We start from the raw sequence: 22,623 nt of genomic DNA, 5'->3' as shown, positions 1-22,623 counted from the left end.
AAAATTTCTTATTTAGAACAACTAAATAACAAAATTTTTGCCTGGTTATCGACAAGATTTTCTCGCCTCAAAATAGACCACTTAATTAAGAAAATTGGTATTAGAGCCGGGGGAACACAGCTCTAGTGTTTTAAAATAAATATCGCACTTTAAACGTCACTAAGTCTTGCACTGGTTGCTGCCATAAATCAGCGACACTACCAAACCAGTCTCTGCGCCCGACTTGCGACTTTTCAAGTGTCGAAAAGTTTGCACCTCCGCGTTGATACACTAAAAAAATATCTGAATATGCACCCATGCGATAACGCAGTTTTATCTGGCTTGCTAAGCGCCTGTCGTCAAAACTGGTGTCACCATGAATTTCGTGAAGCTCTCCGTTGGTAATTTGATAAATCGTCTTACTTTGTGCTTCAAGTATCGTCCACTGTAGCGAACCACTGAGTTCAAGGTTGTCGGTGATCCGACCGTTAAATTCCAACTTATTGGAAAACTCATCTCTGTCGTATTCACTCAAGCGGTTTTGCCCGTTCGCCATCAGCCAGCCATCACCGCTTCTAAAGAAATTACTCAACTTAAGGTTCCAGTTGTAGTGTGGCATCCACGTCAAATCCACGGCGTATTGCTGTGCTGAGCCTGATATTCCTTCTTGGTCAAGCTCTATACTCGCAGCCCAAGAAAAATCCCCCACATAAGGGCTTTGATAAAAGACCCGAGACTCCACACGGCTTGGCATCTCAAACACCTCAGTGCCTCGCCCTAAGTTGTCTTGTTTACCGCTAGTGTAATAATCTAGCCCGAGGTTGAGCTGACCACCATTTGCCAACAAAAACTGCGCTAAATATGCTTGTCTGGCCGCTAAACCTGTTCCAGCATTATTTTGCTCATGCCTCAGTGTGAGTGACTGCTTTAACCTGGTAAACCAGCTGTCTTTTGGGTGCATCGAGTATTCTCCATAAAGCTCGCTCACCTGCCAATCATTGCGTTTCATATAGCCGAGATCACGGTTATCAAATTCGTCATCCACAGCAAAGTAGCGCGCAGCGAACTTCGTCTGTAACGATAGTTGATACTCCGCGTCTAGCGATACACCTTGGCCTGTCACACTGTGCTTTTGTGTTTCTACCTCAGTTTGTAATAGCGCGCCTTTGAAAGACCAAGTATCACTACGATACTGGCCATCAACGGCATAACTCATGGCATCGCGTTCAAGAAATGGCCGTTCTGTTTTGGTCGCAAGCACACCGGCCTGCCAATCTTGCGTGCGATAATTAGCTCTTGTTGCAAAAAACTGCTTACCAATATCGTCCGAAAAGTCCGACTCAGACACAGCAAAAGTACCAAATTGTACCGACTTTCCTTTATGCACAAATCGTAGTGCCGCATCTATGGGGGTGATTGCGCGTGTACCATCATCACTTGATGCCCCTATCCGACGAGTATGAATAAGCTTAGTGCTTTCAAGTGCAGCAACGTCAAAAAGGCTGATATCTTGGGTGAAAAATGGACGTTTATCGGTGCGAAGCGTTTCCACGGCTGAATAATTCACGTCAACATCATCGATATCCACCTGACCAAAGTCAGGATTCACGGCAAGACTCACCTTCTGATGATGAGAAGGCTTGTAAAACAAATCAAAGCCAACATCGGACTGGTGCTGGCGCTCGGAAGGTGAAGTGCTTAGCGGTGCAAATTGAGCCTGATGCGCAAAGTAAGGCACAAATGCCAATTGAGAATGCGCGGGGATCTGTGCTGCGATCTTTGGCATGGTCAGGAAGAAATCACTATTTGCTGTTGTATCCTCATGGTTTGCATAGATAAAATTACTTTTAAGTTCATACAACTGTACCGAAACCCCAATCTTTGTAAGCCCCTGCTCATCTCCTGGCTGAAACGACACGGTATGCCAAGGGATCAATAATTCCGTGGTCCAATACGTATCGTCAATGTGATTGGCATAGTGCCAGTCCCCATCCCAATCGTAATCCACGTTTAAGCTTGGGGTTACAACACCATCTTGCGAGCCGCCACCTAATGTCACCGAAAATTGATATGCACTACTACCGTCGCCTGAAAAGTCCACAACTACCCGATTGAAGTCAGCTTGCATAAAGCGGTCATGGATATTGAATTGTCGCTTGCGCTCGGCTTTATTCTGGAAGTTTTTAATACCAATATAAACACCGTCGGCGGTTGCAAAAGCTTTTGCGGTAATTTTGTCATTGGCAGATGCCAAAGTTACAGGCACAACCTGAACAAATTGTTCAAACTGTGTAGCTGAACCCCACTGCGCTTCATTCAACTTACCATCAACCACGATAGGTTCCGCAAGTGCAGCTCCTGCCATCATGGGATAACTTAAACCGAGCCAAAATTTATTGCTTTTATTCATACATACTTTCCTCAGAGTTATGCCTGCTATTGCAACAAACTTTGCCGTAAAAAGTTCTTAACTTTTTCTGAAGAAAGCTGACTTAACCTTTATAAACATTGACTTAATCTTAAGAAACGCTAACGTTATGGGAACAATTGGTTTTAATTATTGAAATTGGTACTCAGCGTGCAGGCACAGGAAGTAGAGATGGTTTGTTTTGGACATTGGCAGTTTGATCTCCAGCAAGATTGCCTAACACATAGGCAAAGCCAAGAAACCGTAAAACTTGAGCCACAAATGGCAAGGTTACTCGCGCTTTTTATTGAGCATCATAACGAAGTGCTAGAGAAATATTGGCTTACCGAACAGCTGTGGCAACATGCGGTTGTCGAACCTAATAGTCTTTATCAGCTTCTGACTAAACTGCGAAAAGTGCTCGGGGACGACCCTAAAAACCCAATTTACATCAAAACCATCCCAAAGCGGGGCTATCGCTTTATCGCGCCACTAGAAAAGCATGAAATAGCACCTCGTCATACGGCAAAACCAGTCAACGTAATCGCCAAGTCCCGTATTTTATCACTCAGTGCCGTCGCAATGGCGGTTCTATGCTTTGGCGCGATCGCCTTTTTTAATCAAACACCGACTGAAAAAACACCATCACGCTACGAAACCTCGAGCCTTAGTCATGAGCTTGGCCTTGAATTTGACGTTGATGCCCACCAAGGCAAAGATCTCATCGCCTATGTGAAAGATTTTACCCACCTTATTATTGCCAACAAACAAGGCTTTCAATTAAATGAACACCGCTTTGATTCGCGGATCAGTTTTCCAAGTTGGAGCCCCGACTCAGATAAGTTAGCGTTCTGGCAATATCAAGGTAGTGGCTGTCAACTTCATGTTATGACTGCCGCAGGGCAATTTTTCCACAGTTCTCAAATTCTTCCGTGCCAAGTTGGTACTAAACCCGTTTGGAAAAATGACAAAGAGCTCATCCTAACGTTCGGCCAATATAATGCCAAAGCAGCACACCTTTACCGGCTTGAGTCTCATCAAATGGTTAAGCTGCCACTTGCTTTGGCAGCCAACGAGCGGTTAAAAATGGCCCTTCGAGCATGGCAAGATAAAACCTATTATTTAGTTCAAGATAAACAAGGGTTCGCAAGACTACAAACGCTCGATGGCACGGTACATCTAAAGTGGTCAGCTCCAGTCACTTCAGTTGCGTTTGATGTTTATCATCAAGCTGTGATTGCGAGCCAATATGGCAGCCTATCGCGACACTTTAGAGACGGTGACAGTCAAGCCATCAAAGAAACGGAAATTGGCTTATACACAAGCTTCTCAAGCGATAATCGCGGCGATATATTCGCGGCATTGGAGAGTTTTCAAGTTAATATCAAAGACCGAGATGATCTCCCCTTATTTTCAAGCTCAAGCATCGACTATCTACCACTGACCAACAGCTTGGGGGAAACGGCGTTTATGTCGAGGCGCAGCGGCGTATGCGAGGTGTATCTATATCACGATGATAAAATCAATCAGCTTTCCTTTCATCAGGGGCATGAATACGTTGGTTTTTTAGTATGGAGTCCAGAGCTGAGCTATTTGGCCTCAAACCGTGATAACGATTTAGTGATATACGACCGAAAACGCCCACTCACCCAGTTCAATTCACAGCTGAGTCTGCCCGTCAAAAGCATGGGTTGGATAGATGAGCAAACACTATGGGCTTATGACGGCGAAACATTAAACCAATACAGCTTGTCTGGGGCGCTTATCAGCAGTCATGATAGTACAGCTGACTTTGTCTTTTATCACCCCGAAAGACAAACCTGGTTTGTGCTACAACAAAACCTACTGCTTGAGTACGAGACGCTCTTCGAAAGCGACTCAGAAGCGTTAAATAAATATGCATTAAGTCAAAAACAAACCAATCAATTTAGTAACTTAAGAATTCGCGGCAACGACATCTATTGGCAATCCGCTTGGTCAAAAAGGGACTACATTTGGCAACTCACCTTGATGCCAGAGCAAAACCCTACGCTTAAAAAAGTCGGCCACTTGATTTGGCACTACGATATCGACGCGCTTGGGGATCTGCTCATAGCAAAAATGGAAAGTGTAGAAGGCGATATCAAGAAACTGACTCGCCTACCAGAAGCTGCCAACTAACGATTATCATTACAAAAGCACATACGCGGTATAGCTCAGCACTAAGGTGCTGAGCCAAGTCATAGCTAAAAGCTGTGGACTTTTTAATGCACTTAACACTAAAAGTGGTAGAAAGGCATAGGGTAACAGGCTCACTGCACTCAGTCCTAATAACATATAGACAGGCACTGAAAAACAGACGGCAGCCGTCAGCACAATAATCCAGATGCTCTGCTTTGCCGATTGCAGCTTATCTATACTCAACCAATATGCAGTGCGGTCGTAGACTTCAGGTTTGAGATCAATGGCAAGGCTCGACCACCATAATAGATTTAACGTCACCAGACCTGGAACGTAATTTGCCATCAGATCGGGGCGCTCTGCGCTTAAGATCGCGCCAAACCATAGCACCAACACACTCATCACAATGCGCCAAAGCAACACAAAATAGTGGTTGTAAGCAAAGCTCAGCCAAAATGTCGTCAACCCTTTAACCATTACCGATAAAGTCACTTTACGCGGTAGCAAAGCAGCACAGCCAAACACTATAAGGTTTACAGCAATCAAATACCAAGTAATTTCGACAACAGCAAAACTAATAATAGCTGTTATCAATAATCCAATACTGGTCCCCAAAGGACGATAAATAAAACAAAGAGCAACGAAGAATTGCGTCACCGCAAAAAACAGTAAATGCCATGCTTGTGTGATTTTCTCAATTCCAATCGAGTAGCAAAGAATTAGCGTCATCAATAATAAGGGGTGAACAATCAGTACGGACAACCCATCCGCCACTTTTTGATGGATGGCACGATGCAGGATCGTGTGGTGGTAACTTCGGTGCGCTTTGTCCAAAACCGCATCTCGAAACACAAATAGAATAAAGCTTTGCGCCGCAAGTAATCCCCATGCAATTTGTACCTGTGCAACGGGATTATCACTTTCTACAATTTTACCTATACCCATAAATAGTATTGCGATAAAACCTAACAGATAAACTTGAAACAAGGCAGCTATCATCAAGCCAAATTGCTGAAGTTGCTGGCCTATGGCTTGCAGCGATAAAGTAAGTGATGCTTTTCTGTAACGATAGTAATAGAGCATATTAACTACTCTGCTTCGGTGCTAAGGGAACAGAATGAAATCCAACTTGTAAAAAAGGTTCAGGCTCATGACTTGTCATCAGCACCATGCCAGCGTAGTTTTGCGCGAGCTCAACGATATACTCGCAGCCTGCCGCGTCCAAAGCCGCAGTAGGCTCATCGAGCAATAAATAAGGGGTATTACGCATCACGGCATTAATAAGCTGAAGCTTCTTTTTGTTACCAGAGGAGAGATCCGCGTAACGCGTCATTAAAAAGCCTTCAAACTGAAAGTCGTTTACAAGCTGCGAAGGAAAATCACATTGCCATGCGGTTGATGTGAGAGTTAATAACTCTTTTGCACGCAAAAAAGCAGGAAATGGAATGTTGTCTGACGCAAGTGCAACAAGTGTTTGGCGTTTATCGATTTTCTTGTCTTGTAATAGAATGTCGCCATTGAACGCATCATCAAGCCCAGCAATCATGCACAGTAAGGTGGTTTTCCCTACGCCATTCGGCGCCGCTAAACAAATTCTATTATGCTCGAACTCTTGTGAGTAATTGTCAAACAGTACCTCTTTGGAGAAGCTTTTACTTAGAGATTTTATCGTTATCATCTTGCTCTACACTATAAATCCAAATAGGGATTTATATTTATGTTTAAAAATGTAGTTGTCATAAAACTTAACTTATTACAAAAGCCAATATTTATCACCTAGTTAGAAAGTAAAATGACATATATTACGTACCTTATTTTGTAACAAAGCCTTACACTCTACATTTTTTAACATCTTATAAACATCATTAAGTAACCTTTCATTTTTCCATCCTATACTCTTGCTCCGAAATCGCTTGAATAACGACCTATGTTCAAAATATTGATAAAGGAGATCAACTATGAACTTTCGTATCCTAACTGCAGCCACCCTATCCCTATTAGCGGTAGCATGTTCGTCCGAAGATATCGAGACCGCCAACTTCGGTTCTGACATCTATAAAAACCAATATAACTTGGTTAATGCCACCGATTATGAAATTGCATTTCACCTTGCTAACACTGAGCTAGACGGTGATGAACGAAATGTCGCTGACGATAAATATCGCGTCAAAGTACTAGCTTCCGGTTCAGAACCCGTACGCATAACACACGAACATAACACCAACCGTGAAATCAGTTTTTATGCTGAGTCAGTTAACAAGCTTGGCATGATAGAACAAGAAAAAATTAAGGTAAGTAATGACCGAGATTATCACTTTGTTGTAATGCAGGATAGCAACGATACCTTAGATATAAAGGTGGTTAGAAAGTCTAAAGATGATCACGATAATAAATTTACCGTACGAGTATTAGCTTCCAAAACAATGACATTAAATATTAACGGTTCAGACGTTGAATTTGATAAAGGAGAAGTCAGTAGCTGGTATCAAGTGGATGACTGTAATCAAGATATTATGATGGGTGATGAGGTTATAAGTCTTTGCAATGCATCACTAGACCGCTCTTACTTACTCGTCGTCGGTGAAACTGGATTAATGAGCACCGTTTTAGAATACTAACTAATCAGTGTTTTTGAGGCTGCCGATATTCCGGCAACCTCAACGGTTAGCCGTCTAGATTTATATTTATAACGCATTTTTTATTCACAAAAAATTCAACTTTCTGCCGAAATAAGTCAATTCTATTCATTTTCAGATCCGACCATACAAAATAGTGACATTTGTCATAAGTCAGTTTTATTAAACTTTCCACGTGCAATAAAAATAGAGTTTTAGCTTTAAAAATCAATTAATTCTTTATATCTCATAGAGATAAAAAATAGCTATTAACAACTCCATATTGCAATCATTTTATAACATTTCAATTATGTTAACGTTAGATTTAATTAACATTAAAATGTCAAATTTTTCGTGTTGACACCCTGAAAACTCGGGCTTAACCTAGCCGCCGTTCTTAAAACACAACAATCAAAAAATCACATTTAATATTTTTTATTTACAAATAAAATAATCTTGTAACAAAGATAGCGACAATAGTATCGCGACAAAGCCGACCAAGTTAGCGGATTGGCACACACGGGACGTTGGTTAAGCAGTACTCGCCTCTAACAAGTATGATTGGGTTTTCTAAACAGTTTCCCGTCATACAAAAATATAAGCATTGTGAAAATCACAATCGGATTCATTATTTTAGTCAGAGTAGGAAAGTCATGAACCAGTACAACACAGAAAAGGAAGCAATTCAGGTCGAGAAAAAGCTCGGTAGTATTGTTTTCATCTCGCAAGATCAATCACTTTCTCTGGAGTCAGTGCAAGATTACGCAGCTCAGCCCTTATCCAAAGTAAAATTGGACGAATTGGCACTAAAAGCTAGAATCGAGCAAAACCGTCAATACCTGGACAATAAATTAGCAAATCAAGAAGATATATACGGCGTGACGACTGGTTTTGGTAACTCAGCAAGTAACCGTATTTCGACTTCTCTCTCTGAAGAATTACAACAAAACCTCATTGCTTATCATGGCTGTGGCGTTGGTGATTACCTTTCAGAGTCTGATTGTGCCGCGACTTTATTGATCCGCATGAACTGTAATGCCAAAGGCTTTTCAGGCGTTAGTTGGGAATTGCTGGCGCAAATGGAAACCTTTCTAAACAACCGCATCATCCCAGCTATCCCTTCTATGGGTTCAGTGGGTGCGAGTGGCGACTTAACACCACTTTCTTATGTCGGTGCCGCACTTGGTGGTAAGCGTAAGGTGTACTATCAAGGACAACTACGTGAAACCGCTGAAGTGTTAGAAGAGCTAAACATTGCGCCATACAAGCTAAAGCCGAAAGAAGGTTTAGCTATCATGAATGGTACTTCGGTTATGTCTGCCATCGCCACGAATGCGCTAAAAGACATCCGCCGCGGCATTGATTTAAGCTGTAAACTGATCGCGCTTTATGTCGAACTTATCGAAGGTCGTGCATCGCCATTCCATAAACGCGTACACGAACTTAAACCACACCGCGGACAGCAGATCTGCGCAGAGAAAATTCTAGAACGCTTAACTAACGTCGATCAGCGTTTAGGTCGCAGAAACCGCACCGATGACAACATTGAGTTTGGCAAGCAAGAAACGTTCAGGTTACAAGATAGCTATTCAATTCGCTGCTCTCCGCAGGTGTTAGGTCCATTAATTGATGCTGAGATGTGGGCATCACAGATCCTAACGACTGAAATCAACTCTGTGAACGATAACCCACTATTTGATGATGAGAACGACCTTATCCTCAACGCGGGTCACTTCTACGGTGGTCACGTTGCAGCGGTGTGCGATACCCTCAAGCCACTCGTTGCAAACATGGGCGCCTTACTAGAGCGTGAATTAGGCATTTTGGTTGACGACCGTCTTAACGGTGGAATTTCTAACAACTTGGTTGCGCGTGAAGATCTTGGCGACAAAGCTTGGGTACACCACGGTTTCAAAGCAATGCAAATTACCTCTTCTTCTCTTGTTGCAGAAGCACTGAAAAATGCAGGCCCTATGTCAGTATTTTCACGCACAACAGAAGCACTAAACCAAGACATCGTCAGCATGGGCACCATCGCCGCACGTGACCTTCGTCGTATTACAGATCTTATCAAGCCAGTTATTGCTATTCAGGCAATGGCGATCCGCCAGGCATTTTATGTTGATGGGAAAGATGCAAAAGCAGAGAAACTCAACGCACTTTCTCGCGAGTTTTTCGACGAAATTAGCAGCAACTTCCAACCAGTCATTGAAGATAGGCCGATGGATGTCGAAATCAACAATATGGTTAACGCCCTATTTAATGAGCAGTAACCCTCTCTAAGTCATTTTTGAGATGACGATAACGCTATAGCTGGCAGCTTCACTGCAGCCAGCTAGGGCTTGTTGTTGCTCAAAAACCGCTAATGAGACGTAAACTACACACCAGAGAAACTAAAAAGGATATAAAAATGAGTAGCTTAGAATCAATAACACAATTTATTAAACAAGACATCATTGTAGACAATTTAGAAGTGGTAGATAGCATTGATGAAATCGAAGATGATGCTCAACTTATCGGTGACGGTCTAGATCTAGACAGCATCGAGGTGCTCGATCTTGTGGTATCTATCGAGAAAAAATACAACCTTAAGTTCAAAGATTACCCAGAACAAACCATTCAAGAAAAAATGAAAAACGTCAGTACCTTAGCTAGCTTTGTTCACGAACAAGTTGAAGCACAAACAACAGCTGAAGCTTGTTGATCTGACCGTAACCATTTTCGCTTGGAAGGACACCATGCAAACATACAGTGCCATTCGTTCAACACTCATGCAACTGATTGAAGCTGAGTTAGAAGTAGATAAAGAACAACTAGACGTACTAAGTGACGACGCCAATTTAATTGAGGCGCCACTGTTTCTCGACTCGGTCGACCTTATGCAGTTATCTGCTGCATGTAAAAAAGCGTTCCAATTAAAAGACTTGGGCGAATTGAGCACTGTAACTTTGGCGACACTAACACGTCAAATAGCGTTAAACTTAACGCAACAAAAACAAGCAGCACCCTTGGAGACTTGGGCAGATCAAGTCACCTCTCTCAAAGAGACCGATTTACTAGCACTGATACAGCGTAGTCTAGAGTGTGAGATCATAGGTCAGGCTCGCCTTATCAAAGACAGCACGCCCTGCGATATCATTGTGAGCACTATGGTGTTATTAGCGCACAATATCACTCCGGTATTAAGTGCGAATGCGGCCTCGAACGCCAATGCGTTTAGCTGGCGAGAACTCCCGCTTGCCAATCAAGAGGTAGAAGTTCCGTTTCGTTCCATAACGGCATTTTTACAACAGCATAGCGATAAGACAATTGGCTTTGAAACGTCAGGCAGCACAGGCAAGCCACAAACTTGGCATAAATCCATCGCCTCACTCCATGCAGAAGCCGTCACCTTTGCTGACACTTTCTCGTTTGACGCAGTAGATTATTTCTGTGCCTGCGTTGATATCCGCCACATGTTCGGTTTTATTTGGGCATTTATGCTCCCTCTGCAACTTGGCAAACCGGTGTGTTACGAACTTGGTTCTACACCGGACTTACAACCAGTAAGAGATAAACAGGTAGGTGTGATCTTAACGCCAACTATGTTTGACTTTGTGGCCGATCAGTTAAGTCAAAACCACTGTTACTTAATAAGCTCAGGTGCACCATTCAAAGGTGAGAAAGAGCAAAAGCTTGCCGACCTTATTTCTTCCCTATCACTTTCAATACAAGCTTTTGAGGTACTAGGCAGCACTGAAACCGGCGGTATCGGCTATCGTCCATTAGGCAACAACGAAACACACTTTACTAAGTTCACTGCGGTCGACATTTATCAAAATGCCGAGCGTAAAACCATGTTGAGATCGCCGTTTTTAGTGGCTAATTGTGAAGAGTTTGAGCTCAAAGATAAGCTGATTTTCAGCAATGAAAACCAATTCACACACGGTGGGCGCGCAGACCAAATATTTAAGTATGCAGGTAAACGCTACTCGCTACAAAGTATAGAAAAAATCCTCCAAGAACGCTTTGCGGGACTTCGCCATCGCGTGTTTTTTATCGAGGACAATAACAATAATAAAGGGGGCGAGCTGGTCGCCTTTGTCGAAGGACTATCTTGCATCCCTACACTTCAGGACATCAGAAGTTGGTTTAAAGATTTACCCACGCCGCAGGTTCATTTTTTGGCGCAATTTCCAGAAAACGAGCTCGGCAAAATCACCCTCTCGGCACTACAGGAATGCGTACATGAATAATAAACAACAAACTTTCATTACTGGTTATGGTGTGCTCTGCGCAGCGGGCGAGAATCGCAAAGCGCTGCTAACTAGCATCAAGGAAAACCGCACTGGTATTGACCGCATTAATCGTTTCGACACACAGGGACTAACACACAATGTTGGGGCGCTCGCTATCAACTACAAGCACCACAGCGCAGAACATTTTGATATGGATCTGGCGAGCCAATACGCTATCCATGCCGTTACAGAAGCACTTGAGCATGCAAATTTAGCCTTAACTGAGATGGACAGTACCCGTGTGGCATTTATTCTCGGTAATGCAAACTGCGGTATGTTTTCATTGATGGAGAGCCTTAAAGGTCAGCATCAACTAGGGTTTAAGTTTTATCCACCACATCAAATTGCAACCGATGTCAGCCGCCACTTCGATATTCAGGGCCCTGTAATGACTTTCACCTCGGCCTGTACCGCAAGTAGCAGTGCCATTGCTTTTGCTAAGCAACTTATCGAAAATGACCAAGCAGATGTTGTCATTGCTGGCGGTGCAGATGCCCTCAGCGAGTTAGTTTACGGCGGCTTTCAGTCGGTACAATCCTTGAGTCCTGAACCTTGTGCTCCGTACAGCGAAAAAATGGGATTAAGTTTAGGTGAAGGCGCAGGTTTTTTAGTCTTTGAATCGCAAACACATGCTAATAAGCGTAACGCAACGCTGCGATATCAATTGCTCGCGACAGGGTCGAGCTTAGATGCTCACCACGCTACAGCGCCTAACCCCGAGGGCGATGGTGTACGCCGCGCTTTTACGCAGACATTGTCCTATGCGCCCGTTGCAGCAAGTGATATTGAATATATCAACAGCCACGGGACTGGTACGCCAGCAAATGATGGCGCAGAGCTAAAAGGGATCCAATCAGCCATTGGTGAACAGGCCATGCGCGACGTCTCGGTTTCAAGTAGTAAATCTTACTTTGGTCATACCCTTGGTGCCGCTGGTGCCGTAGAACTTATTTCAACTTTGGTCAGTCAGGATGAAGGGCTTCTACCAGCAACACTGGGTGTCGACTCAATAAGGTCTTGTTGCCAAGCATATCAATTAGTGACCAATCAGGCGAAACCTCAGGTTGTTGATGTTTTTGCAGTGACTAACTCAGCGTTTGGTGGCCACAACACCAGCATGCTACTCAGTAAGCATCAGAAAACGTCGATTAACACGGCGCCAAATCCGGTGTATCTACTTGCTGCCACCAGCCTGTCTGATACTGAAGTATACAATGCTCGACAAAATAGCACCGACCACTTTGCTGAATTTAACTTAAAACAGCAGTTCCCTGCACTTTTCCAGCGCCGTACACCGTGTGTTGCACAATTTGCCTTGGGTGCCTGCCAATTTACCTTACAAGACAGCGATCTCGATCTAGCGCAATTACCACTGCCAGAATTCGCAGCCTACTATGCTAATCCCATTGGTTCGCTGGAAACCTTAGATAAAAACCTCGCATCATTTCAAGATGGCATTGCAGAGCTAAAAAGTACGCATTTCCCCAATACCGTCGTCAATGCCACATTAGGGCAACTGGCACTCGGCTTCGGCTTTAAAAACTCGGCCACTTGTGTGAGTGATTTAGGCAATGACTTTTTACATGCGCTTTGGAGCGCAGCACTTGATATGCGTGAAGGTCGAAGTCGATATGCGATGGTATGTAGCTCGCAAGACGATACTGCACTCTCGCAACAAGTCTGGGCTGCACATCAATTCCAAGCAGATATCGGTCATTTTTCCAGCGCCACGCTCTTGGCAACCAGCGAGGTGTTACCGGCAGGCTACCAACCTCTCGCAGAAATCATTGATTTTATTCAAATCAATGATGCGCAGGAACATCAAGCACTAGACAGATTATTAGCAAGCCATGCTAGGAAGCTGAGCCAAGTGGGCAATGTCGTGTTAAGTACTTATCACGATGAAGCGTTTGCCACCATTGCAGCAAGCTTGGACAGCCATTTACCACAGGCCCAACTTATAAAATATCAGCCACAAACCACGCCTCTACACAGTACAGAATTAGCAGTGCGTGCGCTAATGCATGCACTCAACACCCCAGCTGGTGATACCGAGTTAGATCAAACCCTACTCCTAAGCGTTAATCTCGCGGGAAGTATGACGGGATGTATTTTACGAACAGTAAGGAAATAAGATGACGACCGTGATCGAAGTGAAGAACTTAAGGAAGGTCTACAAAAGAACACGAAAAGTTGCCGTCGATGACGTCTCTTTTAGCGTTAGCGAAGGCGAATGTTTTGGACTCCTTGGGCCCAATGGCGCCGGAAAAACCACGACGTTGGAAATACTTCAGGGCTTGCGTAGTGCAACGTCAGGTGAAGTGACGTTATTCGGTCTTAATTGGAAGCAACACGAAACCAAACTTCGCAGCCTTATGGGTGGCGTGATGCAACACAATAACCTCTACGAAAAACTCAAAGTAAAAGAGTGCGTCGAGCTATTTGCCAGCTTTTACCCAAGCTACACGCCAATTGATACGCTGCTTGAGCGCTTCAATTTAAGCGAGAAAAAGGACGCTTGGCTAAGCGAACTCAGCGGTGGACAAAAGCAACGCGTATTTTTGGCGATGGCAGTGGTTGGCCAGCCCAAGTTGGTGTTTTTAGATGAGCCAACTACGGGACTTGACCCCACGAGTCGCCAGGAATTTTGGCACATCATTAAAGATCTCAAAGAAGCTGGTACCTGTGTGATGTTAACGACGCACTACATGGATGAGGCAGAGTTCTTATGCGACAACTTAGCCATCATTAATTCAGGTCAAATCATAGAGTCAGGCGCGCCAAGCGACATTATTAATCGCACCTTTGAGACTCCGGTGATTAAAGAACCCAGAAAAGCCACACTCAACGACGTATTTTTGAAACTCACAGGTTCCACGATGGAGAGGGAAAGTTATGCCTGAGTTAAGTCAAACTAAGTTATATCCATTTTGGCAATTAATGATGGTCAATATTCGACCTTTTTTCCGTGATAAAGCGGTATTGCTATGGACATTCGGTTTACCTATTTTTATCGCCCTATTGTTGATCCAAGCCTTCTCCGGTGGACCAAAAATGTCTCCTATGAATGTGGTGGTGATGCATGGCGAGCAAATTGAACAGAAATGGCTTAAAGCGATGGAGGAAGATCCACTCGTTACCGTTACCCGCCTCTCACAAACCGATTCAATTGTGCTGGAAGACAGCTTTGCTTCTGCTCAGCTGGCGGAAGTGATCAGCTCACCAGGCTCAGTGCTACGTAAGCTGCAAAATGAGGTGAGCCCTGAAGTTTATCTTGCCCCCAATGCTATGTTTTCTACTCATAACTCCGATGAGTCGTTAATGGCACGTAACTATCTATTGCGTCTTAAAGCGCAAGCTAACGGCGAAGAGATGCGAAGCAATGTCATTAGCGTCAAAGGTTATCGTTACACTGACTGGTTGATCCCGGGGATCATCGTGTTACAAGTCCTTGGTTTAGCACTGGTGTCGATTGCCAACAGTTTAGTGTCGGACAGACAAAACGGCTTTTTTAAACGTCTACGCCTTTCTCCTTTCAAACGCCGTGATTACATCATTGGGATCGTGCTCGCACGCTTATTCTTGCTGGTGTTCCAAATGCTGATTCTGTTCGTCGCATTTCACTTTTTATTTGGTTACACGCTGCAAGGAAACGTGCTGGATATCATTGCAGTAATGGCACTCGGTTCATTTTGTATCTGTATGCTCGGCGTGTTAGTCGGCGCCCGTAGCCAACGGGTTGAAGTCTCATCAGGGATAGCTAACTTACTTTACTTTCCGTTGATGTTTTTATCGGGCATCTATTTCGACACCGCTAACTTCCCCACTCTACTGCGAGAAATAGTTTCGTTACTGCCAACCACTGCGTTTTTGGATGCACTGCGCTTAGTCGCAAACCAAGGCGTTGAACTGGCTGCGGTAAGTCGTCAACTGATTATTTTAGGCGTCACCAGCGTGGTGTTTTTCCTCATCGTTTACTTCTGCTTTGACTGGGGAGATGAAAAATCATGATCACCGATAACTTGCCGCACAAGGCACCATTTAAGTTTGCAGACAAGATAATCGAACATTCACCGGGAGAGATGATTGTTGGACTAAAGTTTGTCTCGCATAACGAACCAGGCCTGCAAGGACATTTTCCGGATGAGCCTATTTTCCCGGGTGTGTTAATCATTGAGACCATGGCGCAGATCAGCGGCTTGTGCTGCAACAACACGCACAAAGGAGGCATGCTGTCTTCCATAGAAAAAGCCAAATTTAGTCGCCCTGTTCGCCCCGGCGAAATCATTAAAGTAACGGCAAAACTAGAAACTGAATTTGGTGCGATGGCGCGCTTTAAAGCACAAGCACACGTTGAAGATGAGTTGGTTGCAAAAGCTGAACTCACGATTGTTTACACGGATTAAGGAACTTGGTTGTGTTTACTGGAAAGACAGTAGTAGTGACTGGCGTATCCAAAGGGATAGGCAAAGGCATCGCACTCGCCTTTTTGCAAGGTGGTGCTCGAGTATACGGTATTTGTCGCACACAAACCCCCATCGCGGAGTTACACAAACCTGAGTATCAAGCTCGTTTCACTCAACAAAGCGGCAATATTACCGACAGCGAGTTCGTCAACTCCGCTATTCGCCAAGCGATAAGCGACACGGGTCGGGTTGATGTGTTAGTGAATAACGCTGGGATCACGAATGATAGCTTGTTCTCTCAGATGTCGTACGACGCTTTTCATAACGTGTTAGATATCAACTTCAAGGGTACATTGCTGTGTTGCCAAGCGGTGTTACCAGTCATGACTAAGCAAGGTGCAGGCAAGATCATCAACATGGTGTCGCAAAGTGGAATAAGCGGACGTGAAGGCCAAGCCAACTACGCGACCTCAAAAGGCGCAATTATTGGCCTCACTCGGACTATTGCACGGCAATATGGTCACTGTGGTGTTTACTGTAACGCACTCGCTCCGACGTTTATTGCAACCGATATGATTGATGATATCCCCGCAAGCATTATCAACCCGGTGCTTAAACATACCGCACTAGGTCGTGTTGGGAGTGTCAAAGAAATTGCTGATGCCACGCTATATCTCGCTTCTAGCGCCTCTAACTACCAAACTGGAAATGTGCTTCGTTTGGATGGAGGGCTTGCGGTATGAATGCTCAAGCATTTATTTTACTTTATCCAACAAGTGAGTTTGATAGCCACTTCGTTACCCATTTGCTGTCGCAAAAACATCCGTTACTCCTTATCAATGCAAGTGCTGAGGTGCTCGAGCATAATCCAGAAGCGAGCCATATCCACCTCAACGCTCCCCTCTCGGAGTTAAATACCAATACATTACTAGATTGGTTTGAACTCAATAATAATCAGCAAGAAGTGATGGTACTGCATTGTGCCAATCGCCTTGATGAAAGCAATCTACTCGAAGACATTGCCGTTGGCGAGCAAGTGATTGCGCGTCTAGAAAGCGTATTTTCGGTCCTCAGAGTCATCGCGGACAACCTCAGAGTAAGTGGTGGAAACCTCGTCTTTTTAACTCAATCAGACACCTTAAATTACGAATTAGAAGCCACCGCCAGTGTCTGTAACCACGCTCATAATGCGTTGATGATGACGCTCGCGCGCGAGTATCAAGGTAGCAAGCTGGCAGTTAACAGTTTTGTGTTACCGCTACTGGCTACCGATAGCAAAGCCGCAAGAATCCAAAAGCGCAACCTAAAAGGAGGCGTATTGGGTGCACGACCTGCAGTATACAGCTATCAAGACTTGGTGGAATACCTAGTCAACTTTATGAAAACCAACACCATGCTCACCGGTCAATCCATCGCATTCACACCAACGCTGGAGCTCAAGCTATGATGCCGGTTGACTTATACTGTTTCCATCACGCAGGTGGCTCTTCTTTGTTTTTTAGGGAATGGGCCAAACATTTACCTGCGCATTGGCAACTCCACGGCATCGACTTACCGGGCCGTGGTACTAAAGCAGGCATGCAATCTTTACGGGACTGGGATGAGGCACTTAGTCACCTAAGTAGTAGCACGCAACTTCAGCCGCGTAGTGAGCGGCTGTGCGTGTTTTTTGGTCACAGTCTTGGCGGGATGGTGGCTTATAAGCTTGCCGATCATCTTGCTAAACACGCACTGACAACACCGGATTTACTCTGTCTATCAGGGTGTCGCGCGCCAAGTATTCCTTCAGCTACCCAGTACTCAAAATTGACTGACTCGGACTTGCTCACGACTTTATATCATCTCGACATGCTGCCTAAACATCGTTTAACGAAGGACGTAGAAGCGGTTGTGGCCGCCATGTTTAAAGACGACTTTATGTTAGCCGAGCAACCCGTCAGTACTGACATTACGTTAACGATGCCGGTCGAACTGATCCTCGCCACACAAGATCACTTGGTTAAGCCTGAGTCACACCAAGCTTGGTCTGAGTACTGCGAGAACTATTTTCAATACCATCATGTCGATGGCGGTCATATGTATTTACAGCAACGCCCAACGCTAGCGTGTGAGGTGATTGTCGCCGCAGTAGCGCGACACCTAGCACGCTTGCAGCAAACAAAATACCAAAAAGCAAACTGGCAAAAGCCGTTGTGTTAAGGCGAAAAAACAAGGATCACGCAATGAACTCACAGTCCAATTCCGCCAATTTCAAGTCACTGACAACGAGGCAACTTCACGTATGGCAAGCCCAACAGCTTGATTTGGCAAATCCAGTATATAACATCGCTTGCGCGGTACAATTTACCGGCGGGCTCACAGCCGAGGCACTAGAGCAAGCCTTGGTGTTGCTATTTGCAAGGCACCCAGTTTTATCGAGTCGTATTGATGAGGCTCAAGGCGAACCACAACTCGAATTATTAGCCTGTGCCCCTAAGTTATTAGCCGTGCCTGATGAGATTGCCGCTTTTAGTGACTCTGTCACCGCCAAAACCTTAATTGAGCAAGCCATCGATATCACTAAAGAGACCTTTCAATTCTACGCTTGTAGCTCAGAAACTCGGTTGCTATTGACCATCAAAGGACATCACATCAACTGTGACCAGTGGGCATTGCAAGTACTAATGAGCGATTTACTCGCATGTGTAGAAGCGGTGCTTGATAACTCTGAACTTGATCTCGCCCCCCTTGATTATCAAGTGATGTTTGAAGAAAAGCCTGAGCGTGCAGCAACTTCACAACAGAGCGAACTCTATCCTATCGATTTTTACCAGAGTAATACTGAGGCACTAGCGCACCATTATGACGGCATCGCGTTTCGTGAAGAAAACCCAGAGGCACTCAAACAAGTAAAACAGGTGGCCTCTCAAGCTGGTGTTACGAGTTTTAGCGTCGTGCTTGCCAGCGTCTTTTTGACTTTATTTCATACCACAGGGCAAACCGATTTGACCATAGGGATCCCGATGGCTCGCCGCACCCGTAAAACACGCGCGATCTTAGGTCATTACTCAGACGTTGAAACGGTTTCTATTTGCGATATTGAGCAGTACACAGGTGCATCGCTTATCAGTGAAGTCAGTAACCAGCTCACCCAATTACTGCTTTCAGGAAATAATAATAAAGACGCTGCAAAGCATATTAATGTCACCTGTAACTACTTAGCCAAGCTAAAAAGCAATGGTATTCGTCCAGGGATCACCCCGTTGATGATTGGTCGCCAAGGGTACGAACTTGCTTTGGGCACAGCGGGAGATACCATTATCAAAGGGGTATCCATTGAGCCTGGTGTTTCACAATTTGATATCGAATTTACGCATTTTGAAACAGAAGGAGGCCTTTGTCGTAAAGTGGTCGCCGCTAAGTCTGTCTTTTCTCGCGTGGCAATGACACGGATCACCGATATTCAGGCGCGCTTTATTGAATTACTTACCCACTCTAGCGATCTTAATATCGCCGAGCTGCCTGTACTGGATGAAGAAGAGCAAAAGCTGATCTTGGCGCGCAGCAATCAAGATAATGAAACGTTCTTTTCCGACACCACTTTAAATCACTGGTTTGAACAAGCGGTAAGTAAGCACCCAGATCAAATCGCGCTACAAACCCAAACACAATCTATCGATTATAAAACCCTTAACGCCAGAGCCAACGCCCTTGCCTTGCATTTACGGGAGCAATATCAGTCTCAGTATCAGCGAACCCTCACTGCCGATACGTTAATTGCGCTGTACATGCAGCCTTCTATCGAGATGCTGATTGCAATTCTTGCTGTCACTAAAGCGGGTGCGGCTTATGTGCCGCTGTCTCCCGACCATGCCAGCGAGCGAACAACCTTTATTCTAAGTGATACTAACCCAAGCCTATTGATTGTCGATGAACAAGAGTATGCCGCTGCACAAGAAAAATGCCGTTTGGCGGAGGTGGCTTGCCCACTAGTTACACCACTCAATGCTCAGCAACAAAGCGACACAGCCCCTGTCATACACCAATCACCGCAGGATTTGGTATACATCATTTATACCTCGGGTACGACAGGCCAACCAAAAGGCGTGATGCAAACTCATGAAAACGTCGCTCGATTGTTCACGGCGACGGAGCAAGATTATGGCTTTGACCATCACGATACTTGGGTGCTTTACCATGCCTATACTTTTGACTTTAGTGTATGGGAAATGTGGGGCGCCCTACTTTATGGCGGTAAACTCTGTATTCCTGACAACAGCCTGATCCGCGATTTTGAGGCCTTTGCAGACTACTGCTCAGATAATCAAGTGACTGTGCTTAATCAGACTCCTGCCGCATTCTATGAATTTAGTGCAGCGGCACTAAGCGCAAAATTGAATTTTGACAAACTGAGGTATGTGATTTTCGGCGGTGACAAACTCAACCCCGAAATGCTCAACCCTTGGTGGAACCGCTACGGCGATGAACAGCCGCTATTGGTCAACATGTATGGGATCACTGAAACCACGGTGCATGTCACCTTTAAAGCACTCACGCAACAATCAAGTTCTAAAGCCTCTCATATCGGTAGACCCATATTAGATATGAAAGCGTACGTACTAAATTCCAAATTGCAGTTGGTCGAACCCGGTGCCTGCGGTGAGTTATATATTGGCGGTGCAGGTCTTGCTCGTGGTTATTTAAACCGCCAAGCGCTCAGTCAAGAACGCTTTATTAGCAGCCCGTACGCAAGCGAACAAGATATTCAACAAGGACGAGCCAGACTGTATAAAACCGGTGACTTGGCAAGACGCCTGCCGGATGGTGAGTTGGAGTATATCGGTCGTAACGATAATCAGGTGAAGATCCGTGGCTACCGTATTGAACTGGGTGAAATCGAAAGCGTGATCAACCAATTGCCAGAAGTTGCCCAAGCGGTGGTTATTGACCGTACCCTACAAAGTGTTCCCTACCTAGCCGCTTATATCAAGTTTAAGCCACAACATCACGGCCAAACTGCCCAAGTGAAAGCCCATGTGAGTCAAGCGCTACCCAGTTATATGCAGCCAAAAACGTGGACTGAGCTTGCGGAAATACCTTTGACTGGCAACGGTAAATTAGACCGTAAAGCGTTGCCAGAGCCTGAACTGGTAAGCCAAAGCGAATATGTGGCGCCGCAAGACGAAACGGAAGCGCAACTGTGTGAAGCATTTAAAACTTTGCTTGGTGTTGAGCAAGTGAGCACCAAAGATGATTTCTTTGCTATCGGTGGTGATTCTATTCTCACGATTCAACTCGTTGCTTTGCTCAGAAAGCAAGGCATTGAACTGCAAGTAAAAGATATCTTTGATTGTCCAACTGCAGCGGCGTTAAGTCAGCGTATTGTTAGCGTACAAGCGACTCAACGAGAGATAGCACAGGAGCAAGGCCTGCTGAGCGGACGCTTTGATCTACTGCCAATTCAACAATGGTTTTTCAATAAAGCACTACCGGAGGAGAATCATTGGAATCAGGCATTTGCAATCAGGATCCCAAGCGGCTTTAGCCAAATTCAATTACAAGAGGCGCTACACAGTTTAAGTGATCAACATGATATGTTGCGCACAACCTTTATGGAATTTGAAGGCCATATTACGCAAGAATATAACGATGTGAGTACCATGGCGCCACTCAACGTCCTTAACGGCAAGTCACACGATGTACAAGCAGAACTCAACGCGCGACAAAGCCAGTTTGATATTTGTAATGGCCCACTTTGGCAAGTTACACATATCGAAGCGTTTTGCGAAGACTACGACCTGCTTCACTTTGCACTTCACCACTTAATCATCGATGCGGTTTCTTGGCGGATCATCGCGCAAGATCTGCAAACCCTTTTAGCACAAGGAGAGTTGCTGAGTAAACGTACCAGCTATCGACAGTGGGTAGAAATGATGCAAGCGTACCCGGCAGCACACCCGCAAGAAATGGCATTTTGGCAGCGTTTAGCAACCAACTTGCCAAGCTATCCGCCAAGCATGGCTGCAACACCGTCAACCGCTTGGTTAGAGCTAGACGCGCACACCACGGCCCGCTTCATACGTGACGCGAATGCAGGCTTCAATACGCAAGGTGAAGAGTTACTACTGGCTGCTTTGTGCCAAGCATTGAGTAAAACCTTTAAGCAAACTCAGCATGCTATCACGTTGGAAAGTCATGGTCGTGAAATGTGGCGTGATGATGCTGATATCAACCAAACAATTGGCTGGTTCACTTGTTTGTACCCGCTACGCCTGACTCAACAAGCGACACTAAGCGACACCATTATTGATGCCAAAGAAGCGCTACGCCAGATCCCGAATAAAGGTCTTGGTTTTGGTAGTGCACAACTGCAAGACACCAGCTTAACGTTGCCAAGTATCAGCTTTAACTACCTGGGCCAAATGGGTGGGCAAAGCGATGCGCTTTGGCAGATAGACAACCAACTGCAAACCGAGACAAGTTCTGCACAAAACGGCTCGGATCTGATCCTCGATATCAATGCGCTAGTTCAGGGCGAACAACTCAGGATCAAAGTGGATTCATTACTAGATGGCAATCTTACCGATGCCTTCGCTACTCACTTAACACAAGCGCTACATGACGTATTGGATACAGCGCTCGAGGCGAAAAAGCGCGGCGGTGTATGCACCCCTAGCGATTTTGGCGCGGGCTCGCTTTCTCAGGAGCAACTAGCTGCACTGCAATCTCAGTTAAGTGAAACACAACTAGAACAAACCACGACTCAGTCTGAAAAAACACAAGAATTAGAGATTTAAACC

At 45.0% G+C, this 22,623-nt stretch carries 16 protein-coding genes; 13 read left to right on the top strand and 3 right to left on the bottom strand.

Annotation, left to right across the window (positions count from 1 at the left end):
- Positions 1 to 130 precede the first annotated feature (130 nt).
- Complete coding sequence (locus tag DS891_RS00435; protein WP_174168513.1) at positions 131 to 2,389, bottom strand: DUF5916 domain-containing protein; 2,259 nt, start codon at positions 2,387 to 2,389, stop codon at positions 131 to 133.
- A 189-nt stretch (positions 2,390 to 2,578) separates the two neighbouring features.
- Between DS891_RS00435 and DS891_RS00430 the strand changes: the two genes are divergently transcribed.
- Positions 2,579 to 4,546, top strand: coding sequence for a winged helix-turn-helix domain-containing protein (locus DS891_RS00430; RefSeq protein ID WP_174168512.1), 1,968 nt, complete (start codon positions 2,579 to 2,581; stop codon positions 4,544 to 4,546).
- 9 nt (positions 4,547 to 4,555) lie between these two features.
- Here the strand turns inward: DS891_RS00430 and DS891_RS00425 are convergent, their stop codons facing one another.
- Positions 4,556 to 5,629 (bottom strand): DUF6136 family protein, encoded by a 1,074-nt coding sequence (locus tag DS891_RS00425; protein ID WP_174168511.1) that lies wholly within the window; start codon positions 5,627 to 5,629, stop codon positions 4,556 to 4,558.
- Between the two features lies 1 nt (position 5,630).
- A complete protein-coding gene (locus DS891_RS00420) occupies positions 5,631 to 6,224 on the bottom strand; it encodes an ATP-binding cassette domain-containing protein (RefSeq protein ID WP_174168510.1) in 594 nt (197 codons plus the stop codon).
- A 280-nt stretch (positions 6,225 to 6,504) separates the two neighbouring features.
- Between DS891_RS00420 and DS891_RS00415 the strand changes: the two genes are divergently transcribed.
- The 12 genes from DS891_RS00415 (at position 6,505) to DS891_RS00360 (ending at position 22,620) form a co-directional block, all read left to right on the top strand.
- Positions 6,505 to 7,164, top strand: a complete 660-nt coding sequence (locus tag DS891_RS00415; protein WP_102056431.1) for a hypothetical protein — start codon at positions 6,505 to 6,507, stop codon at positions 7,162 to 7,164.
- 650 nt (positions 7,165 to 7,814) lie between these two features.
- Complete coding sequence (hutH, locus tag DS891_RS00410) at positions 7,815 to 9,434, top strand: histidine ammonia-lyase (protein ID WP_010606259.1); 1,620 nt, start codon at positions 7,815 to 7,817, stop codon at positions 9,432 to 9,434.
- Between the two features lie 137 nt (positions 9,435 to 9,571).
- Entirely contained in the window at positions 9,572 to 9,865 is a 294-nt protein-coding gene (locus tag DS891_RS00405) for a phosphopantetheine-binding protein (RefSeq protein WP_010369398.1), read from the top strand.
- A 34-nt stretch (positions 9,866 to 9,899) separates the two neighbouring features.
- Entirely contained in the window at positions 9,900 to 11,396 is a 1,497-nt protein-coding gene (locus tag DS891_RS00400; protein ID WP_174168509.1) for an AMP-binding protein, read from the top strand.
- Positions 11,389 to 13,572, top strand: coding sequence for a beta-ketoacyl-[acyl-carrier-protein] synthase family protein (locus tag DS891_RS00395; protein WP_174168508.1), 2,184 nt, complete (start codon positions 11,389 to 11,391; stop codon positions 13,570 to 13,572). The genes DS891_RS00400 and DS891_RS00395 overlap by 8 nt, the downstream gene beginning before the upstream one ends.
- 1 nt (position 13,573) lies before the next feature.
- The gene (locus DS891_RS00390) at positions 13,574 to 14,341 is read left to right on the top strand and encodes an ABC transporter ATP-binding protein (RefSeq protein WP_010369407.1); all 768 of its coding nucleotides are present in this window, start codon (positions 13,574 to 13,576) and stop codon (positions 14,339 to 14,341) included.
- Positions 14,334 to 15,449 (top strand): ABC transporter permease, encoded by a 1,116-nt coding sequence (locus tag DS891_RS00385; protein WP_010369409.1) that lies wholly within the window; start codon positions 14,334 to 14,336, stop codon positions 15,447 to 15,449. Before DS891_RS00390 ends, DS891_RS00385 begins: the two co-directional genes overlap by 8 nt.
- Entirely contained in the window at positions 15,446 to 15,844 is a 399-nt protein-coding gene (fabZ, locus tag DS891_RS00380) for a 3-hydroxyacyl-ACP dehydratase FabZ (RefSeq protein WP_010369411.1), read from the top strand. Before DS891_RS00385 ends, fabZ begins: the two co-directional genes overlap by 4 nt.
- Before the next feature lie 11 nt (positions 15,845 to 15,855).
- Positions 15,856 to 16,587, top strand: a complete 732-nt coding sequence (locus tag DS891_RS00375) for an SDR family NAD(P)-dependent oxidoreductase (protein ID WP_010606256.1) — start codon at positions 15,856 to 15,858, stop codon at positions 16,585 to 16,587.
- Positions 16,584 to 17,291 carry a hypothetical protein gene (locus DS891_RS00370; RefSeq protein ID WP_102056428.1) on the top strand — a complete coding sequence of 236 codons (708 nt, stop codon included), beginning with the start codon at positions 16,584 to 16,586 and terminating at the stop codon, positions 17,289 to 17,291. Before DS891_RS00375 ends, DS891_RS00370 begins: the two co-directional genes overlap by 4 nt.
- Complete coding sequence (locus tag DS891_RS00365) at positions 17,288 to 18,043, top strand: thioesterase II family protein (protein ID WP_102056427.1); 756 nt, start codon at positions 17,288 to 17,290, stop codon at positions 18,041 to 18,043. Before DS891_RS00370 ends, DS891_RS00365 begins: the two co-directional genes overlap by 4 nt.
- 23 nt (positions 18,044 to 18,066) lie before the next feature.
- On the top strand, positions 18,067 to 22,620 hold the full coding sequence (locus DS891_RS00360; protein WP_174168507.1) for a non-ribosomal peptide synthetase: 4,554 nt from the start codon (positions 18,067 to 18,069) through the stop codon (positions 22,618 to 22,620).
- Positions 22,621 to 22,623: the final 3 nt, after the last annotated feature.

It is taken from the genome of Pseudoalteromonas sp. JC28, from assembly GCF_013319255.1.
In the GTDB taxonomy this organism is placed as follows: domain Bacteria; phylum Pseudomonadota; class Gammaproteobacteria; order Enterobacterales; family Alteromonadaceae; genus Pseudoalteromonas.
This window is presented reverse-complemented; position numbering and strand designations above follow the sequence as displayed.

What these genes read in the sequence shown, in the direction of transcription:
- DS891_RS00435 (WP_174168513.1), bottom strand. Translation starts at nt 2,389, where the DNA reads ATGAATAAAAGCAATAAATTTTGGCTCGGTTTAAGTTATCCCATGATG.
- DS891_RS00430 (WP_174168512.1), top strand. Translation starts at nt 2,579, where the DNA reads ATGGTTTGTTTTGGACATTGGCAGTTTGATCTCCAGCAAGATTGCCTA.
- DS891_RS00425 (WP_174168511.1), bottom strand. Translation starts at nt 5,629, where the DNA reads ATGCTCTATTACTATCGTTACAGAAAAGCATCACTTACTTTATCGCTG.
- DS891_RS00420 (WP_174168510.1), bottom strand. Translation starts at nt 6,224, where the DNA reads ATGATAACGATAAAATCTCTAAGTAAAAGCTTCTCCAAAGAGGTACTG.
- DS891_RS00415 (WP_102056431.1), top strand. Translation starts at nt 6,505, where the DNA reads ATGAACTTTCGTATCCTAACTGCAGCCACCCTATCCCTATTAGCGGTA.
- hutH (WP_010606259.1), top strand. Translation starts at nt 7,815, where the DNA reads ATGAACCAGTACAACACAGAAAAGGAAGCAATTCAGGTCGAGAAAAAG.
- DS891_RS00405 (WP_010369398.1), top strand. Translation starts at nt 9,572, where the DNA reads ATGAGTAGCTTAGAATCAATAACACAATTTATTAAACAAGACATCATT.
- DS891_RS00400 (WP_174168509.1), top strand. Translation starts at nt 9,900, where the DNA reads ATGCAAACATACAGTGCCATTCGTTCAACACTCATGCAACTGATTGAA.
- DS891_RS00395 (WP_174168508.1), top strand. Translation starts at nt 11,389, where the DNA reads ATGAATAATAAACAACAAACTTTCATTACTGGTTATGGTGTGCTCTGC.
- DS891_RS00390 (WP_010369407.1), top strand. Translation starts at nt 13,574, where the DNA reads ATGACGACCGTGATCGAAGTGAAGAACTTAAGGAAGGTCTACAAAAGA.
- DS891_RS00385 (WP_010369409.1), top strand. Translation starts at nt 14,334, where the DNA reads ATGCCTGAGTTAAGTCAAACTAAGTTATATCCATTTTGGCAATTAATG.
- fabZ (WP_010369411.1), top strand. Translation starts at nt 15,446, where the DNA reads ATGATCACCGATAACTTGCCGCACAAGGCACCATTTAAGTTTGCAGAC.
- DS891_RS00370 (WP_102056428.1), top strand. Translation starts at nt 16,584, where the DNA reads ATGAATGCTCAAGCATTTATTTTACTTTATCCAACAAGTGAGTTTGAT.
- DS891_RS00365 (WP_102056427.1), top strand. Translation starts at nt 17,288, where the DNA reads ATGATGCCGGTTGACTTATACTGTTTCCATCACGCAGGTGGCTCTTCT.
- DS891_RS00360 (WP_174168507.1), top strand. Translation starts at nt 18,067, where the DNA reads ATGAACTCACAGTCCAATTCCGCCAATTTCAAGTCACTGACAACGAGG.